Source organism: Bradyrhizobium sp. CCBAU 11386 (assembly GCF_028128955.1).
Classification (GTDB): Bacteria; Pseudomonadota; Alphaproteobacteria; order Rhizobiales; family Xanthobacteraceae; genus Bradyrhizobium.
The window spans coordinates 22,623-40,634 of the sequence record NZ_LBKA01000031.1; the positions used below are offsets into that span (position 1 = coordinate 22,623).

Annotated in this window: 19 protein-coding genes; 2 read left to right on the forward strand and 17 right to left on the reverse strand. The window is 60.9% G+C overall.

Going from position 1 to position 18,012, the window contains the following annotated elements; translation table 11 throughout:
• Positions 1-76: 76 nt before the first annotated feature.
• The 4 genes from XI09_RS07365 to XI09_RS07380 form a co-directional block, all read right to left on the reverse strand.
• The gene (locus XI09_RS07365; protein ID WP_271566282.1) at positions 77-844 is read right to left on the reverse strand and encodes an IS5 family transposase; all 768 of its coding nucleotides are present in this window, start codon (positions 842-844) and stop codon (positions 77-79) included.
• A 96-nt stretch (positions 845-940) separates the two neighbouring features.
• Entirely contained in the window at positions 941-1,375 is a 435-nt protein-coding gene (locus tag XI09_RS07370) for a DUF7684 family protein (RefSeq protein ID WP_271566283.1), read from the reverse strand.
• 84 nt (positions 1,376-1,459) lie between these two features.
• On the reverse strand, positions 1,460-1,717 hold the full coding sequence (locus XI09_RS07375; protein WP_271566284.1) for a hypothetical protein: 258 nt from the start codon (positions 1,715-1,717) through the stop codon (positions 1,460-1,462).
• Between the two features lie 169 nt (positions 1,718-1,886).
• Positions 1,887-2,615, reverse strand: coding sequence for an SOS response-associated peptidase (locus XI09_RS07380; protein ID WP_271566285.1), 729 nt, complete (start codon positions 2,613-2,615; stop codon positions 1,887-1,889).
• Between the two features lie 392 nt (positions 2,616-3,007).
• On the opposite strand from XI09_RS07380, the gene mauJ reads away from it, so the two are divergent.
• A complete protein-coding gene (gene mauJ / locus XI09_RS07385) occupies positions 3,008-3,694 on the forward strand; it encodes a methylamine utilization protein MauJ (protein WP_271566286.1) in 687 nt (228 codons plus the stop codon).
• 320 nt (positions 3,695-4,014) lie between these two features.
• Here the strand turns inward: mauJ and XI09_RS07390 are convergent, their stop codons facing one another.
• From XI09_RS07390 to XI09_RS07445, 12 genes are all read right to left on the reverse strand, one after another.
• Positions 4,015-5,058, reverse strand: coding sequence for a Gfo/Idh/MocA family protein (locus tag XI09_RS07390; protein WP_271566287.1), 1,044 nt, complete (start codon positions 5,056-5,058; stop codon positions 4,015-4,017).
• A gap of 6 nt (positions 5,059-5,064) precedes the next feature.
• The gene (gene aroQ / locus XI09_RS07395; protein WP_271566288.1) at positions 5,065-5,514 is read right to left on the reverse strand and encodes a type II 3-dehydroquinate dehydratase; all 450 of its coding nucleotides are present in this window, start codon (positions 5,512-5,514) and stop codon (positions 5,065-5,067) included.
• A gap of 13 nt (positions 5,515-5,527) precedes the next feature.
• A complete protein-coding gene (locus XI09_RS07400) occupies positions 5,528-6,274 on the reverse strand; it encodes an amino acid ABC transporter ATP-binding protein (protein ID WP_271566289.1) in 747 nt (248 codons plus the stop codon).
• 61 nt (positions 6,275-6,335) lie between these two features.
• A complete protein-coding gene (locus tag XI09_RS07405) occupies positions 6,336-7,163 on the reverse strand; it encodes a transporter substrate-binding domain-containing protein (RefSeq protein WP_271566290.1) in 828 nt (275 codons plus the stop codon).
• 51 nt (positions 7,164-7,214) lie between these two features.
• Entirely contained in the window at positions 7,215-7,871 is a 657-nt protein-coding gene (locus XI09_RS07410; protein ID WP_271566291.1) for an amino acid ABC transporter permease, read from the reverse strand.
• A 12-nt stretch (positions 7,872-7,883) separates the two neighbouring features.
• Positions 7,884-8,552 carry an amino acid ABC transporter permease gene (locus tag XI09_RS07415; RefSeq protein ID WP_271566292.1) on the reverse strand — a complete coding sequence of 223 codons (669 nt, stop codon included), beginning with the start codon at positions 8,550-8,552 and terminating at the stop codon, positions 7,884-7,886.
• Positions 8,553-8,603: 51 nt separating this feature from the next.
• On the reverse strand, positions 8,604-9,458 hold the full coding sequence (locus XI09_RS07420) for a shikimate dehydrogenase (RefSeq protein ID WP_442869545.1): 855 nt from the start codon (positions 9,456-9,458) through the stop codon (positions 8,604-8,606).
• A gap of 15 nt (positions 9,459-9,473) precedes the next feature.
• Entirely contained in the window at positions 9,474-10,301 is an 828-nt protein-coding gene (gene aroE, locus XI09_RS07425) for a shikimate dehydrogenase (protein ID WP_271566294.1), read from the reverse strand.
• Positions 10,302-10,304: 3 nt separating this feature from the next.
• A complete protein-coding gene (locus XI09_RS07430; protein WP_271566295.1) occupies positions 10,305-11,531 on the reverse strand; it encodes a CaiB/BaiF CoA transferase family protein in 1,227 nt (408 codons plus the stop codon).
• Positions 11,528-11,998, reverse strand: a complete 471-nt coding sequence (locus tag XI09_RS07435) for a MaoC family dehydratase (RefSeq protein ID WP_271566296.1) — start codon at positions 11,996-11,998, stop codon at positions 11,528-11,530. The genes XI09_RS07430 and XI09_RS07435 overlap by 4 nt, the downstream gene beginning before the upstream one ends.
• Before the next feature lie 12 nt (positions 11,999-12,010).
• Positions 12,011-12,397 carry a VOC family protein gene (locus XI09_RS07440; RefSeq protein ID WP_271566297.1) on the reverse strand — a complete coding sequence of 129 codons (387 nt, stop codon included), beginning with the start codon at positions 12,395-12,397 and terminating at the stop codon, positions 12,011-12,013.
• Positions 12,398-12,401: 4 nt separating this feature from the next.
• Positions 12,402-13,346 carry a ketopantoate reductase family protein gene (locus XI09_RS07445; protein ID WP_271566298.1) on the reverse strand — a complete coding sequence of 315 codons (945 nt, stop codon included), beginning with the start codon at positions 13,344-13,346 and terminating at the stop codon, positions 12,402-12,404.
• A 102-nt stretch (positions 13,347-13,448) separates the two neighbouring features.
• Between XI09_RS07445 and XI09_RS07450 the strand changes: the two genes are divergently transcribed.
• Positions 13,449-14,429: a LysR family transcriptional regulator gene (locus XI09_RS07450; protein WP_271566299.1), complete on the forward strand. Its 981-nt coding sequence runs from the start codon at positions 13,449-13,451 to the stop codon at positions 14,427-14,429.
• Positions 14,430-15,003: 574 nt separating this feature from the next.
• On the opposite strand, the gene XI09_RS07455 is transcribed toward XI09_RS07450, so the two are convergent.
• A partial coding sequence (locus XI09_RS07455) for a beta strand repeat-containing protein (protein WP_271566300.1) occupies positions 15,004-18,012 on the reverse strand: 3,009 nt, incomplete at its 5' end.

The following is an 18,012-nucleotide window of genomic DNA, read 5'->3' on the forward strand; positions in this document are numbered from 1 at the left end:
GAGTCGCCTTGCTCTGAATCGGACCGGACCATTCTTAGATTATAGAGATTCGCCGTCCACTCATCGCCGCGTTAGACTAGGCCGTAGACTCATAAGCGCGCAGCCACAGCCGCATCGAGGCGAGTTGGACCATGGTAAGGAAGTTTGCGGCGAGCTTGTCGTAGCGGGTGGCCACCCGACGGAAGTGCTTCAGCTTGGAGAAGAACCGTTCAATCAGGTTGCGTTCGCGGTAAAGCCGCTTGCTGAAGCAGGGCTTCCACTTGCGGTGTCTCCTCGGCGGAATGTTGGGGGTAGCACCCTGGCCCTGGATCAGATCGCGGATGCGGTCAGCGTCATAGGCTTTGTCGGCGAGCACGATGGTGCGCGGGCCGAGATGATCGAGCAAGCGGTCCACGACCTGCCCGTCATGGGTTTGCCCCGCCGTCAGGCTTAGCCGTATCGGGAGGCCTTGCGCGTCAACGACGACGTGGATCTTTGTCGTGAGCCCGCCTCGACTGCGACCGAGACAATGATCTGGGCCCCCTTTTTTTGCCGTCGCAGCCTGCTGATGCGCTCGGATGGAAGTGCTGTCGATCATCTGCAGCTCGCCATCATGGGCGGCTGTGATGGCATCCATCAGCCGGTCCCATACGCCTGCCTTCCGCCATCGCACGACGCGGTTGTAACAGGTGGTGCGTGGGCCATAGCGCTCAGGCAGGTCGCGCCATGGCGCACCGGATCGTAGTACCCAGAAGATGCCGTTAAGCACGCGGCGGTCATCTACGCGCGGCACGCCTCTCGGTTTGTTGGGCAAAAGCGGCTCGATCACGCACCATTCGAAGTCCGTCAGGTCATATCGGGTCATGCCCAAGCTGAATCAGTATCCGGTGCGATGTGAAAGCTTTTGCATCGCAGGGGTAAAGCGACGTTCTGCCATTAACGAGAATGCGGCGGTGGCAGATCACCCGTCCTCGGCCAATTTTTGGCTGTCGTGGTAGGACTGCAATATGCCCGAGCGTCGCTCTTCCCTAGAGACATGGATAATTATCGTTTCGCTCAGTTCGATTTCGGGGTGAACGGCGCAATTACCGGCAAACCACAGCGCTTCTGACAAAGGTTCGTCGTCATGCCACGTGGTCATCACAAGGTGGTCGTCGGGAATGTCGCTGAAGTTGAACGCTTCGCGATTCGCCCAATCAGCACTATCGTGCCACGCCTCGCAATCGACGCCCCACGCGATCACATAGAGGCACCCGCATCTTACGAGCCACGCCGCGATCCTGTTCCGCCACGCTTCGCTGACCGGCTCCTCGGCAATAATGATTGTTCGATGCGGCCTCGACGCAAATTCGGGTAGCGGTTGTTCCGGGCGAAAATGCAGGTATTCAGGCTCCATGGGTGAAGCCTATCCTTCTTGATTACAGGCAAGCGGAGATCTCTTCAACCCAGTCTCACGCATTCGGATTTATGAGTTCACGACCTAGGTCCTCGCCGGACACTCCGGGCACGTATCGCCGATCGAGTCCAGCACATCGTGAAGCTCAGCGAGGGCCACTTCCGATGATGCCCCGGATGGCGGTTCCCGACGAGCGATCTCGAAGGCGCGCTCGCGCGCGTGGGGATCGGCGCTATCCTGCACCCAACCGTGCTCCTCGCATTCGTGGATAGCGCCGGCTTCCTGCAGCACGGAGATGGCCCAGCCACGCAGCGTCGGTCTTCTCTGCTTCGTCATCAGCATCGAGATCGCTTCCGTCGGGACGAATCGTTGTGCCGCCCGCGTCGTTCCCGGCGGTTAGCACAGGGCAGGGATTCGAAATCACTGGAGCCGCCCTTGTCCACGTGTTCCGCCGCCCTATGCACAGCTGCGAACTCCGACTTGGCAGCAGCTTGCTGATAAATTGGCTCGCTCACGTGACCGGCGCCGGGTCTTCCTTGTCGCCGGTGGCGACAATCCGCAGGGAGCCGTCCGGTAGGGGGCGCTGCAGCGACCTCGCCTCGTCCCAGGGGGCTCGTAGCCAGACCTCGTACTCCTCCACCGTCGCCAGAATTACCGGCATCGCCTTGGGATGGACGCGCTTGATCTCCGCGTTCGGCTCGCAGGTGAGGAATCCGAAGACGTCGGCGGTGATTTCGCCTTCCTTCGCCTTGCGCACACTGGTCCAATTGGTCCATAGCCCGGCGAATGCGATCAGAGGCCGCGTCTCGTCCAGAGCGAACCAGACCGGCACTTTCTTGCCGTCGATCGTGTCATACTCGGAAAACGACGTGAACGGCACCAGGCAACGATGGTCCGGTCCGAGCCATCGCTTCCAGTGGGTGCTGCTGACATTCCTGATGTTCGTCGTGCCGCCGTCCGGCTCCATCCGGAGCAATTCCTTGAAATCGACGGTCTTGCCCTTGGCCTGCAGCTTGTCCGCGCGCTTCTTCGTTGCGTCCATCAGGGCCCGCTGCGAGCTCGGCATGCCCCAGCGTGCCATGACGATCTCGCGTCCCCCGGCACCGTTGCGCACGATCGGCGCGGGGTAGTCGGGAAAAATGCCTGGTATCGATGGCAGGTTGCCGACATCGCTGTTCAGTGCGCCGAACAGGTGACGGATCGCGTCGACGTTTTTTGTCATCGAGGAGAGATTGCACACGATCAAGTCTCCGGAGAGGCTAGGCGGGGGCGCGACATCAGTTGCAGCAGCGTGGCGGAGGGCCGACGACCGGCCTTAGCACATTTGCTGCAGCGTAGCCGGCTGGCCATCAAAGCGGCGCTCGAGGCCTGGGGCGTTGGCAGCACTCTCTTCCATTAGGGGTGTCTACGTGCTCGCATGGCTTGATTTCGACTTGATCAAAGCCGGCGAATTGGTCGGATTGACGGCGCTAGAATTCGCGCTGAACGACAGATATGGCGCCAAAGAATTATTGAGGCGTAGACAGTTCGTCGCCGAAAAGGCCAAGCAAGAAGCGCGCCCCGTCAGAAAGGGCGAAAAGTGGTGGGTCGAGAACGCGACTTTTGCCGACCTGCTCAAGCATATGGTCGAGCATGACGGCCTACCGCTTGATACTGATGCCTCGAACTCGCGAGCACACCACTTCCATCCACATCGATTTGGTCGGTCAGGGTATCACGTCGGAAAATGCAGTATCGCTCATCAATCGCCTGCTGAGTTTGATGGCGTGGTGCGATGACAATTTTGCAATCCTTCAAGAAGGATGGTCGGGCAACCCTATCCCGGTGCCGGTGCCAAAGCAGAATCTCGGCTTTGCGACTGCCTATCACTGGATCTTCGACAGAAGACTTCCCTCGTCGCGCGAGGCTCGCAAAGCGTTTGGCCTCTACAGGGAGGGACGTAATGCTGAGCAGAACTACTTTATCAGCTACGCGATACTGTCCTACTACAAGATCATCGAGCTCAAATTCGGAGACTTCGAGGGAGCCAAGGTACGAGACTGGATCGCCTTGAATTATGCGGCACTAAAGACCGAGCAAATGCTCGCTGACCGCGTCGCTGATTTTGAAAGAGAGCGCGGCAATGAGGAGCCGCAGAAGTATCTGAATAAGGCTTGTCGGGTTGCGGTCGCCCATTCAAGCATCACCAATCCGTCCGACCCTGACGAATTGCCTGAATTGAGGCGCCTGCACGTCGCGGCACATATTCTTCGTGCGCTGGCCCGCCGGTTTATCTCCCAGGAGTTGGCCATTTCGGAATGCCCGTATGATGGCAGTTGAGCCCTCTCCGGAGTGTCCTGGGAAAAAATCATGTCGCGTCCATGTCGCGCGGAGTTTCCGGCAACGCTTCATTGAAAACACTCGGAAATTTTTGCGACATGACGCGGCTCTGAATCAATGAGAACGCGTCGTACGCCGCACGCTAGCCTTTTGATTTTCATTGAGCATTTTCCGAAGCGACCGATGCCGGGCTCGTTCGATACGCGGAATCAAAATCAGTTTGATTATTCAATGATTTCAATCCGCGTTTGGAAAGAAGCGCAGAATTCTGCCCTAGTAATATCAATAGCTTGGCGGTTGTTTCCAAATGAAAAGGGAGCTTACGAATTTCGGACCGATATGAAATCTCCGGTTTCCGCCGCGCGTTTGACCGCGTCGATCACTGTGAGGGTTTTCAGCCCTTCGCGCCCGCTCACCACAGGCTCGGCCGTACCGCGGATGACTCCGCAGAAATTGGCGATCTGCAGAGCAAGCGGGTCTTCGTTCTCGTAGCTCAGCCGCTCGCGCTCAATCGGCGCCCACCAGCTAGCCTTGCTAGGATGATGCCATAGATCGAGTTGCGGAATAGCCAGCGATGCCCTCGTGCCGCCGATCTGGTAGCAACTCTCCTGCGTATGACTGTAGGCCGAGTTCTCACCGGTGGTGAATTCCCAGCTCCAAGGCGACTGGATGGTATCGGAGACATTGACTGTTCCCAACGCGCCGGAGGCGAAGTGCAGGAGGATCACCGCTGTCTCTTCAACCTCATTTCCACGCAGCCGATTGGATTGGGCAGCTTGTACCGCCACGATATCCCCACAGAGGTACCGTAGCAGGTCGACATCGTGGATGAGATTCAGGAAAACAGGACCCGCCCCTTTCTCGCGACGCCAGGCCACATCGAAATAGTCGTCCGGCTTGATCAGCCAGAACATGCCATGCACCGACACGATCTGGCCCAGCCGGCCCCTGTCGATCTCAGCCTTGGCGCGCTGGATCATCGGGTTATGGCGGCGATGATGGCCGGTGAGCAGCGGCACGCCCGCCCGCTCGGAAGCTTCGACCAGGGCATGTGCAGCGACGACGTCATCCGCTAACGGCTTCTCGATGAGCGCTGGGATGCCCGCAGCGATACAATCCATGCCGTTGGCCACATGCATCTGATTAGGGGTGGCGACAACCACCCCCTCCGACCGATTTTCGGAGAGCATATCCTGAAAGGACGGAAACCAGTCCACCTTCAGCGAAACCGCCAGCTCTCGTGCCGCAGGCGCCGGATCGACGATCGACGACAGCCTCGCCTCCGGCCGCGCGAGAATGTGTTCGATGTGTCGCTTGCCGATGAGACCCGCTCCCATCACCGAAAGGCGGACGGGTACACTCATCCGATGCTACTCCTTCTTGTCGTCAAGAAGCTTGGCCACGCGGCGCAAGCCGAGCAGATAGCCCTGGGTGCCGAAGCCTGCGATGACCCCATCAGCCCGTTTGGACACAAACGAATGGTGACGGAATTCCTCGCGCTTGTGCACGTTGGAAATATGCACCTCGATCACTGTCCCCTCGAACGTGTTCAGCGCATCCAGGATGGCGACTGACGTATGGGTGAAAGCCGCGGGATTCATCACGATCCCGGCAGCCGTCTCGCGCGCCTCGTGGATCCGGTCGATCAGCTCGTACTCCCTGTTCGACTGGTGAAAGCGAATCTCCAGGCCGAGCTCCCCGGCCAGCGCACGGCAATCTCGCTCCACATCCGCGAGCGTCTCGTGGCCATAGATGTGGGGCTGGCGCTTGCCGAGCAAATTGAGATTTGGTCCGTTGAGGACGTAGACAAGACGACTCATGAAAGACCTCCGTTCAGTGATGGGCAAGGATCTCGCCAAGGAACTGCCTGGTGCGGGCGTGTTGGGGATTGCGGAAGAACGCCTCGGGCGCACCGTCTTCAATGATCTGGCCTTCAGCCATGAAGATGACCCGGTCGGCAACCTGGCGGGCAAAGCCCATCTCGTGCGTGACGCAAATCATGGTCATGCCGTCGTTGGCGAGGCCGATCATCGTATCGAGCACCTCCTTGACCATCTCAGGGTCGAGAGCAGAGGTCGGTTCGTCAAACAACATCACCTTGGGCTGCATGCAGAGCGCGCGCGCGATCGCGACGCGCTGTTGCTGACCGCCCGAAAGCTGAGCCGGATACTTCTCGGCCTGGTCACCGATGCGCACGCGCTCGAGGTATTTTCGCGCAATCGCTTCCGCCTCGGCCTTGCCGATGCGGCGCGCGCGGATGGGTGCGAGCATACAGTTCTGCAAGACCGTCATATGCGGAAAGAGATTGAAGCTCTGAAAGACCATGCCGACGTCCTGACGCACGACATCAATAGCCTTGATGCTGTCGTCAAGCCGATGACCGTTCACCACGATGCTGCCCTGCTGGATCGGCTCGAGGCGGTTGATACAGCGGATCAGCGTCGATTTGCCCGACCCGGACGGACCGCAGAGCACGATCTTCTCGCCCTTGCGCACGGTGAGATCGACGTCGCGGAGAGCTTGGTACCCGCCATACCACTTCTGCACGCCCTTCATTTCGATCAGGATATTGTCCTGCATGGATTCGGCTCCGCTATCAGACGGCGGCCAACGCGGATCGTGCGTTGGCCGCTCGCAGTGGCTATTGAACTGTAAAGGGAACGCCGGGGACCGAGTCCGGGAAGATGGGCACGGGCGCCTTCATCCATTTGGCGTAGAAGCTGGCCAACTTGCCGTTCGACTTGATCTGGTCGATGAACTTATTGGCCGTCTCGTTCCACTCCTTGTCTCCGAGGCGGGTGCAGGCCCCGTTATACAGCGCGGTGAAGTGAAGCTTGGGCTCGAACCCAAGTTCGGGCTTTGCGGCGTTCAGACGCTGCGGGTAGAAGCTGTTTGCGCCGACAGCCTGCACCTGACCGGAGAGCAGCGCCTGGATCGTGGCCGCATCATCATCAAACCTGCGGATTTCGGTGCCTGCTGGAGCGCTATTGGTGACCTGGGTGTCCTGCGTGGAGGACCTCGGAACGCCAATAACGTACTTTCCCATATCGGCATTGCTGTTGATTGGCGTTGCCTGGGCTGCGACCAGTGTGATCTCGTTGGCAACATACGGCTTCGAATACTGCACCGCTTTTGCGCGCTCGGGCAGCATGGCCATGGTTGCGAACAGAATGTCGACACGGCCTGTGGTCAGCGCAGGAATACGGTTGGCCACCGCCAGCGGGACGAACTCGGCCCTCACGCCGAGATATTCAGCAAAGGCGCGCCCCATGTCGGCATCGATGCCATCCTGCTTTCCCGAGCTGTCGACATAGCCCCACGGGGGATTGTCGCCCTGAATGCCGATGACGACGACGCCCTTCTTCTTCACGTCTTCCGGAGTGCCCGCCTGCGATTTGCCTGCGATGGCGATGGCCGCCAATGCCAGCAGCGCGATGCCGAGCTGGCGACGAATAGGTGAAAACAACATGAGTATCTCCTCCTGGTGATGGCTGTTTGTGATTGAGCAGGTGCGCCGTTCCTACCTTTGACTGGCCAGGGCGAGCCTGGCCTCCATCCGGCTGCCCCACCACGACAGTGGCCAGCAGAGGATGAAATACATCGCGCCGACCACGCCGAAGACGAGCAACGGCTGGAAGGTTTGGTTCGATACGATTTGACCGGCGCGGGCGAGTTCGATGAAACCGACGATGGCGGCGAGCGACGTGCCCTTGATGAGCTGCACGAGATAGCCGATGGTCGCCGGCAGCGAGATTCGGATTGCCTGGGGCAGCACGATGTCGCGCATGCGGGACGAATAGTGTAATCCGAGCGCCATCGCCGCCTCGGTCTGCCCGCGCGGCACGGCCTGTATCGCGCCGCGCCAAATCTCACCAAGGAACGCGGAGGCATTCACGGTGAAGCCGATCGCCACCGCCGCGAAGGCGTCGAGCTTCAGCCCGGTGAGCGCCAAGCCGTAATACACGACGAAGAGCTGCAGCAGCAGCGGAGTGCCCTGGAACAACCCGATGTAAATGCGAGTGATCCATTCCACGCCCCTATGACCACAGGTGCGGAGCAACGCGACGGCCAGCCCAGCCGTGCAGCCGCCCGCAAACGCGACCAGTGTCAGCAGCACCGTCCATTGCAGCCCACGCAGCAGGAAGCCGAACTCGGCGAGACCAAAATGCGGCGTCATGATCGTCCCCCCTCAGCGTGTCGGATAGGAGAAGAAGCGGTGAGAGACGACCGCGAAGCCCAGCATCAACAGCCAGGAGATCGCAAGATAGAGAAAGGTGACGGAGAAATAGACCTCGAAGCTACGGAAGGTGTCGCTCTCGATGCGCTGCGCAACCGACGTCAACTCGTAAGCAGATACCGCAGAACAGATCGACGAGGTCAGCGTCAGCATGATGAACTGGCCCGTGAGCGAGGGGTAGATCGCGCGAAGCGCGGGCTTGAGCACGATGAACCGGAACACCTGTCCTTTGTGCAGTCCGAGCGCGTAGCCGGCCTCTATTTGTCCTTTATGAATGGACTGGACGCCGCCGCGGATGATCTCGATGGCGTAGGCGCCGCCATTGACGCCGAGTGCGATAATGGCGGTAGCGGTTGGATTGAGCTTCAACCCGAGGAGCGGCAGGGCGAAGAACAGGAAGAAAATCTGCACCAGGAAAGGTGTATTGCGCACGATCTCGACGAAGCCGATCACGATGGCGCGCAACCAGGCCGCCTTCGAGTCGCGTGCCGCGACGCCGGCGACACCGATCATCATTGCGAGCGTCATGCCGGCAAGCGCCAGACCCAATGTACCCACGCACCCCCACAGCAGTGCGGGCATAGCATGCCAAACCACCGAGAAATCGAGCGTGTAGCCCATCTTGCGTTTCCTCTCGGGCGTTGTGCGTGCCGCTCGCCCATCGGCCGGGTGTCACCCTCCCAGGGATGCAAAAGTGGCGAAGAAGACGTCCGGATCAGGTGAGATGCCCGTGAACAGGCGAAATGCTTCGGTCCCCTGGAAGATCGCCATGCCTCCGCCATCGACGGTGCGGCAGCCGAGGGCACGCGCCGCACGCAGCAGCGCGGTTTCAAGCGGGAAGTAGACGATCTCAGCGACCCACAGATCGGGACGCAGCAGAGCCGTCGGCAGCGGCGTGCCCGGATACTTGTCCATGCCGATCGGCGTCGCGTTGACAATTCCGTCGGCGGCAGCCACGGCCGCCGCGACATCCTGGCCGGCCCTCAAGCGCCCCTCTGCAAATCGAGGGGACAAGCCGTCGACCACACTCCGCGCCTTGGCCACGTCGACGTCGATGATGGTTAGTTCCCGCACGCCCAGCTTCATGAGCGCGAAAGCAACCGCCGATCCTGCGCCGCCGGCGCCGAATTGGACGACACGACCGAGCGATGCACCCTGCATGTTGCGGCGAAAGTTCTCGGCGAAGCCGAACCAGTCGGTGTTGTGGCCAGTCATTCGCCCGTTCTTGATGACCACGGTGTTCACGGCACCAAGCGCCTCCGCGTCGGGCGAAAGCTCATCCAGGAGCGGAAGGATCGCCTGCTTGCCGGGATGGGTCACGTTCAAGCCGTCAAAGCCCATCCGCCTTGCGGCCGTGAGCAATTCCGGCAAAGCCTCCACACCGAGTTTCAATTCTGCCAGATCGATCTTCTTGTAGAGATAGCGGATGCGGGCGGCGTCAGCGGCCGCTTCGTGCATGGGCGGAGTGCGGGACGCAGCGATGCCGCTGCCGATCAGGCCGACGAGAAAGCTGGACTTCGGATGCATGCTCGGCATCGCCCGTCAGCTCAAGGGGACGGTCAGCTCGGCGATGACCCGAGCCGTGCTCGGTCGAACGCCGCGCCACCAGGCAAAAGCTTCGGCCGCCTGCTCGACCAGCATGCCGACGCCGTCGGCCAGCTTGGCTACGCCTTCGCCGCGGGCCGCTCGCAGAAAGGGGGTCAGCCCTTTGCCGTAGGCGAGCTCGTACGCCAGCTCCGCACCGCGGAAGACATTGCCTGGAAGCGGCGGCATCTCACCTCGCAGGCTGGCCGATGTCGCGTTGACCACGACGTCATAACCCTCGGCAAGGTCGGCCAGTTCAGCATAGCCGCTGACGATCAGGGGGCCGCAGCCGGCAAACTCTTCGGCCAATGCCACCGCTTTCGCCAGCGTTCGGTTGACGAGAACCAGCTCGGACGGCTCCTGGCGCAGGAACGGCAGCAGCGCGCCACGCGCTGCTCCTCCAGCGCCGAGCATCAGGACGCGCCGGCCGGCCATTTTGACGCCGAGATTGACCGTGATGTCACGCACGAGGCCAATCCCGTCGAAATTCTCGGCAATGATCCGATCGCCGTCGAACTTCAGGCAGTTTGCAGCGCCTGCTCGTTTGGCGTTCTCTGAAAGCTCGTTTGCGTAGGCGAAGGCATCGAGCTTGAACGGGGCAGTGATGTTCAGCCCCTTGGCGCCCTCGGTCCGGAATTGATCAACCCGCCCGCTGAAGCCATTGAGGGGACCCTCGATCGCCTCATAGACAAGGTCCTGTCCTGTCATTCTGGCGAAAGTGCCATGGATGTGAGGTGATTTGCTGAAGCCGATCGGGTTGCCGATCACCGCATAACGGTCGCTCATCACTCACTCCTGCACTGCGGCTTCGTTGTAGAGGACCCCGTCGCGCACCATCGCCTCGACGAGCTCGGCCGACAGTCCCAGTGACCCTGCAATGCGGCGATTGTCCTGGCCGAGCAATGGCGCCGGAGTTCGCACCGTGGTGTCGCAGTCGGAGAAGCGGAAGGGCAAGTTCGGCAACGTCACCTTACCGAGGACAGGATGCTCCTGCTCGACCAGCATTCCACGCGCGTGGATCTGCGGATCGTTCACGACCTCTTCGATGGTCTGCACAGGAGCGGACGGCACACCTGCTTGCTCGAGTGCGGCAAGACAAGCATCCCGAGACGGCTGCGACAGCGTCCAGTTGCGTACAATCTCCATGGCTTCGGCATAATGGGCGTTCCGCGCGGCAGGCGTGGTGAAGCGTTCGTCGGATGACAACCTGTTTCCCCCAATCAGCGTCGCCAATCGTCGCCACGCATCATCGACTTGCGCAGCGATGACAAGATTGCCGTCTTTGGCCGGAAAGACCCCGTAAACGGTCGAGTCCGGCTGTCCGCTGCCCGTCTGCTTCGGCAGGTCGGTACCGCCGGAGAGGAAGTAGCGCTGAACCGCATAGTCGTGCATCGAGACCATGCAGTCGTACAGCGCCAGATCGATATGCTGGCCGCGCCGGGACGACGCGCGGCCGACCAGCGCTGCATTGATGGCAGCCACACCGTGAATGCCGGTATACATGTCGGCCAGCGGCATCCGCAGTAGCGGCGGCGCTTCACCGGGATTGCCCAGTTGCGCCAGAGCGCCCGACATCGCCTCTGCGATCAGGCCGAAGCCCGGACGGTCGGCATAGGGACCGGTGTGGCCATAGGCGGAGACCGAGCAGTAGATCAGTCCGGGATTGCGCGCCGACAGCGCCTTGTAACCGAGCCCGAGGCGATCGAGTGCGCCGGGGCGGTAGTTCTCGATGAAGACGTCGGCTGTGTCGACCAGCTTCATCATCAGGTCGAGGGCACGCTCGTCGCGCAGATCGATACACAGGCCCTGCTTGCCCATGTTCTGCTGCAGGAAGTAGCCGGATTGTCCGTCCTTGAAATAGCCGTGGGCGCGGCCCGCATCACCTTGCTTCGGACGCTCCACCTTGATGACTTCCGCGCCCATCGCGGCGAGGCAACGACCCATGAACGGGCCTGCCAGGAAATGGCTGTAGTCGATGACGCGAATACCGTTGAGCGGCAGATCTTTTGCGGTCATGCCCGCTCTCCCGCTGCCTTGGTCGTCGGGCGCATCGGAATCATCAGCCGGTGCTCGCCGAGCTGCACCACTTCACCGCGCTGGTTGATCAGCTCCGAGGGCAGCACCACGATGCCCCACCCTTCCCGCTTCGTGGCGCGCATTGATCCAACGCGGAACTTCACATGCACGGTGTCGCCGAGCTTGATCGGCAGCTTGAAATCCCACGTCCAGCCCAACGACATTCCGGGAAGGAAGCGGTAGTCGGCACGGGTCTTCAAACCGTCGGCCAGCGACAGACCAAACAGCCCGTGCGCGACGCGCGTGCCGAATGGCGTGGTCTTGGCGTATTCCTCGTCGACGTGGACCGGCGTGAAATCACCCGTCAGTTCGGCATAGGCATTCACCATCGCTTCGGTGACCGTCACCGCGGGGGTGACGCATTCGTCACCGACCTTGGCATCGTCCCAGTAGCGCTCATCGGTCATGTCGCGTCTTCCTTAGGCCCGTGGATTGATCGCCAGGGCGGCTTCCACAGCGCCTGCACTGGCTTGCAAGATTTCGACGTTCAGCCCGCCCGGCAGCTCGAGCCAGTTTGGTCCCGCGGGCAGCGCCTTAGCGCCCCAGGCGGCGGCACGGGCGAGCACACCTGCGTAATCGTCGACCATGATGCCGAGATGGGCGAGGCGGCCCTCAGGTCCGACAAAATCGGGATCTTCGATGAGTTGCACGCTTCCGAGCACCCATACCTGACGCGGGCGGGCACCATCGGCGGGTTGCTCGTCGCGAATGGCAAGACCAAGCACCTCACGAAAGAAGCCAACGTGACGATCAACGTCCGGCACACGGATCGCGACGTGTTCGACGTAGGCACGGGGCAGCGACATCGTCTCAGGACCTTCCAGGATAGTCGCTGCGGGCGTATTCGATGCCCTTGACCAGCGCGACAAGGGTGGAATTGACGGGGGTCGGGACGTTGAGCCTGGCGCCCCAGCGCACGACGGAGCCGTGGATGTAGTCGATCTCAGTCAAGTTGCCGGACTGCAAACTTTGCAACATCGAGGTCTTGAACTCGGGCGGTAGACCAGCGGATGCCATCGTCCAAGCGCGCCGCGGGTCGGTGATCGAGATCTTCACGCCAGCCGCCTGCGCGACCGCGATGCCCTCTGAAATCGCGGCCAGCGCGCAATCTTCCAGGATCGGCAGCGAATAGAGACCGCCATAAGTCAGGCCGGTAACGGCGGTGATTCCGCCGCCGGCAACGTTGATGAACAGCTTGTCCCACATCGTGCCCAGGATGTTGTCGCTGAGCAGCGTGAGAACGCCGGCACGATTGAACGTCTCGGAAATCCGCTGTGCGCGTTCGGTCAAGCGTCCATCGAGCTCGCCGATGATGGTTTCCTTGCCGACGACCCCGGAGCGAACATGACCGGGTCCGAGCAGCACGCCGCCGACGTAGGTCTTACCCGCCATGACCCGGTCACGACCGACTTCCTCCGAAAGGATGTCCTCGTGGCCAAGGCCATTTTGCAGCGACATCACAATCGTCTGCGGTCCGATGACCGGCGCCGCCGCCCGGATCGCGTCCCGCGTGTGGTAGGATTTGACGAGGACGATGACGAGGTCCGCCACGTTGCCGACCTGGTCCGCGGAGGTGCAGGCAGAGACCTTCACGACGGTCTCGGCGCCACCTTCGAGCATCCGCAGACCACCGACATTGATCGCGTCGACATGAGCCTGAAACGGATCGATCAACCAAACCTCGGCACCGCCGCGCGCCAGCGTGCCGCCGATGGTCGACCCCAAGGCTCCCGCTCCGACAAAGCAGATCCTCATCCGAACGCTTCTCCCTCGCCGATTTTGGCGTTGGAAGCGTGCTAGCAGGCTGCGTAGTATTTGGATATGCTATGATCCTTATAACCATTATTGCAGATCGCAATGAAGCCCTTAGACCCGTCCGAGACGAACCTGTTGGAGCCGCGACTGCTCCGGCTGTTTGACGCGTTGTTCTCCACGGGCAGCGTCACCAAGGCCGCCGAGAAGCTCGGTCAGAGCCAGCCGACCATTTCCATCTGGCTGGCGCGCCTGCGAAAGGAGTTGGACGATCCGCTCTTCATCCGGTCGGCAGAAGGAATGCTGCCGACCCCACGCGCCGAGGCTCTCATCGGCACGGCCCGGCAGGCGTTGGAGATGCTGCGACGTCTGGCGGAGCTTCGCCCAGAGTTCGATCCGGCGACTGCAAAACGCCGCTTCGTCATCTGCATGACGGATGCGAGCCACATCACGCTGCTTCCGGCCATCCTCGCCTATGTTCGTGGTGTTGCGCCGGGCATCCGCATCGAGGCGGCACAGATCGGCGCCGATACCCCGCGAATGCTGCAGTCCGGCGAGGCCGATCTGGCGCTCGGCTACATCTCGGACCTCGACGCTGGACACTTCCAACAGGCGCTCTTTCCACAGGATTGGGTCTGCTTGGCGAACGCAAGACATGCCCGGATCCGCGACCGCATCACCGCAAAGGATTTCAGGCGTGAGGCGCACGTTCTCATTCGCTCCGGCACTGGACATCAGTTGCTCGCGACCGCGCTACAGGAGCAGCGAATAGTCCTTGACGTTGCGCTTGAGCTGCCGGGCTTTTTGGGGTTACCCGCGATCATCGGGACGACCGACCTGATCGCCACCCTGCCAAGGCACATTGGCGAAACGTTGGCTCATTATTACGGACTGAGCGTGATCGATTGCCCGCTGGCGATCGCCGGCTTTACGGTGAAGCAATATTGGCACGCCCGCTTCCATCACGACCCGGCAAGCCAGTGGTTGCGTGACGTATGCGGGGAGCTTTTTCAACAGCAGAAAGTGCGGGGTCTCCATCGTTCCGGTCGGCCAAGGAAACGAAGGCCACGCGATTTGCAGTCGTAATGGTCCCCGGTAGCGGGCAACGACCGCCCCCCGAGACCGCCGGCTGGGCGGACTGCGGCACGGCTGCAATTCATCTCGACCGGTTGTCCGCTTCGTTCGCCGTGGCACCCTATTCTACGATGAGGGCAAAACAGCCCCCCAATCAGCTTCCGCGGTAATATGTTGGGATGGAAGCCTCGGAGATAAGCCAGCATGGCCACGCCGTTTAGTTCGATTCTGGACGAGCCTTAGAAACCGAGCCTTAGAATCGGTGTTTCCAAACGCGCCCAAAAGACGTGACTGGGGTAAAACTGCTTACCGAATGAACTCAACAGCTTGAGATCTGGCTGGGGCGGGAGGGTACTCAGCCAGTTCGCCGACCCTCTCAGGGGCCTGAAATCACTTCAGAAATCGGAGCGACGCGCGGAGTGTGTAGCAGCTCTGTGCGCCACCTCGCAAGCCAGTAAGAACTGGTGTTCCGACGACCTCTTATCAGCGGAAAATCCGCCCCTCTTCAAAATTAATGCCGAATGCCGGACATCGTCGTCCGAAGGCGGGGCCGCAACATTCGCCCCGCCCACTTTCTCGCAGCGCATCAGGCCAGGTAGTCGTGGTAGCAGATAAGCGTTCCCGTGTTCTTGTCTGCCTCTGTCTGGAAGCCCGCGGGGTCGTACTGGCCCAACAGGGTAACATTGGCGGTGTGGACTCCGTCGGTCACCGACAGGGTTCCTCCAGTACCGGCCTGATTTACAACATAGCTCGCGGTCGTGCCGGCCCCGAATGCCACATCGAGGAGATCCAGGTGGTCATTCCCGTTAAATCCGGACACGACGCCGCTAAAGTCGAAGGAGTCATGGAGCACGATTGTCCCGGTCGCTTGGGCGTCGAGCGCTACATTGGAAGATGAGGCCGCTCCGAACTCGAGTGTGGCCGAACCGCTAATCTGAGCCGTTCCGTTACCGCTGACATTGCCGTCGATTGTGACGTTGCCGCCATTGGCCCACAACACGCCCGTATTGATCAGGTCGCTGTGGACCAAAAGTCCACCGGTTCCGGTTGCCTCGAGCGTGCCGGTGTTGGTTACGGCGTTAGCTCCGGTATCGATGTCGAGTGCATTGGTGCCGGTGGCGATGATCGTGCCTTGATTGACCAGCACCATGACCCCATCCCCGAGGCGGCCGGCGCCGGAGATCGTGTTGTCCACGTTCGTCAGCGTGACGTCCGAAACCGTTCCGGTGATCAGGTTCTGACTGCTATCGGACAGGACGACCTGCCCATGGCCCTGGAGCGTAATGCCGTGTTCGATGAGCTCGAGGTCGGTCTCGCTTCCAGTCGAGTTCAACTCGATGGCACCGGTGTTGTCGATGATGCCGGAGAGCGGCAGGATCGCCCCGTCGCTGATCACCATGTGGCCGGCGTTCTCGGTGACCGGGGTTTGATCGAACACGAAGTCGCTTGCGGTGAGCGAAGAAGAATCGACCCCATTTAGCGTGATCGACTGGCCGTCGGCGAGCGTAATCACCGCATTGCCGGCAGCGTCGTTGGCCATGTGCGCCTGGATGTCGCTGAAGCCGGTGAAGTCGGCGTATCCGACCAGATCAATCTGATCCGAGGCGGCGTCGAAACTGTAGATCACGTCATGCCCGATTGGTTGCGAGAACACGAACATGTCGTGGCCACTGGAGCCGGTCAGGAAGTCATCACCGGACAGTGCGAAGATTGGAGAACCTTGTGCATATGCTTCAATGTTATCAATGACGACCGCGTGTCCAGTGCTGCCGTCAGCGTTGATCCAAGTCTCCTGCACATTGAGCACCAATGCACCGGTGTAAGTGCTAGGTGATGTGACCGTTAGCGCGGCAATATTGCTACTCTGGACCGTCCAGGTTCCATCGCCGTTGTTTGTGCCCTCGCTCAAGCTAAAACCCGCTGGAATCCCAGCGACCGTGACCAAGGAGGCACCGACGCGATCTGCTGGGTCGGCCAATCCTAAATTTATGGCCTCACCCGCGATGCCCGCGGGACCGGAAGCCGAAACCGTGGTCACGTTGCCAGCAATGTCCGTCAGAGTGATCGTCAAGCTGTCATTATTGCCAACCGAGGAGGTACCCGACTTTGTCCACGTCCCGTTCGCCGCTGTTCCGGAAGTAAGGTTTGCATCAAAGGAGAAACTTAGATTTGCGTTGTTTTGGACGTGGACTGACGCCACGCCCGACCCGGAATCGGTGATAGCCGAGATCGAGAAGTTACCATTGCCATTGTTTACGAGGTTAGTTGTACCGCCGGATGCAGCCGGCGCAGTGGTATCGACCTTGAAGCTGGCGTTGTCCGTGACAGCCGCAGCCGTTAAAGTTGCTGCGTTGCCCGCCGCATCGGTAATCGCGCCGCCATTTAGGCTCAAGGCGTTCGCATTGATGCTGATGCCATTGCCATCGGTCTGCCCTGCAAGAATGGCGTAGGTAAACACCAGCGTCCCACTGCCACTTCCCGAGGAATAGTTAGCCTGCACCAAGGTGCCGCCAATGTTGAGCTGCAGCTGCGGCGTGCCGGTCACCGTCACCGTTTCGTTCATCGTCACCGTGACACTCGCCACGTCACCCGCATTCGCCCAGTTGCTCTGAATTCCAGTGACGCTACTTATGGCCTCGCTACTCACCGTCGGCGCCGCTGTGTCGACCTTGTAGCTGGCGTTGTCTGTAACCGCCGCAGCCGTCAGAGTTGCAACGTTACCGGCTGCATCCTTGATCGTCCCACTGTTCAGGCTCAAGGCATTGGCATTGATGCTGATGCCGTTAGCGTCGGTCTGGCCTGCAAGGATGGTGTAGGTAAACACCAGCGCGGAACTACCGCTGCCGGAAGCATAGTTAGCCTGCACTAGTGTACCACCAATGTTGAGCTGCAGCTGCGGTGTGCCGGTCACCGTCACTGCCTCGCTGAACGTCGCCGTCACGCTCACCACGTCGCCCGCATTGAGCGTGCTGTTCTGGATACCGGTGGCGCTAGTGATGGCCTCGCTGCTAACGGTCGGGTTCGCCCGGTCAATCGTGACCGTGTCGGAGCCCGCCACCCCGGTGTTGCCGGCCGCGTCGGTATAGCCCGTCCCCACTGCTACCGTACCAGTGCCGGCAAAGCCGTCGGTCGCCGTGAACGTGGCATGATAATGGGTGGCGTCGTCCTGGGCGAAACCGCTGATCGATCCGTTGGTCGACGTGATGTCGGCGACGGTGAAGCCGACCGGCGCCTCGCTGAACGTGAAGGTCACGTTTGAGGTCGAGGTGGTGTCGCTGAGCGAGGTGGCGACGATGTCCACCGCAACCGTCGGGTTCGCCCGGTCAATCGTGACCGTGTCGGAACCGGCCACGCCGGTGTTGCCAGCCGCGTCGGTATAGCCCGTCCCCACCGCTACCGTACCGGTGCCGGCAAAGCCGTCATCGGCGGTGAAGGTGGCGTGGTAATGGGTGGCGTCGTCCATCACCAGGCCGGTGACGGTGCCGTTGGTGGCGGAAATGTCGCCGAGCGTGAAGCCGACCGGGGCCTCGCTGAAGCTGAAGGTGACGTTCGAGTTGTTGTCGGTGTCGCTCAGCGACGTATCGACGATATCGAT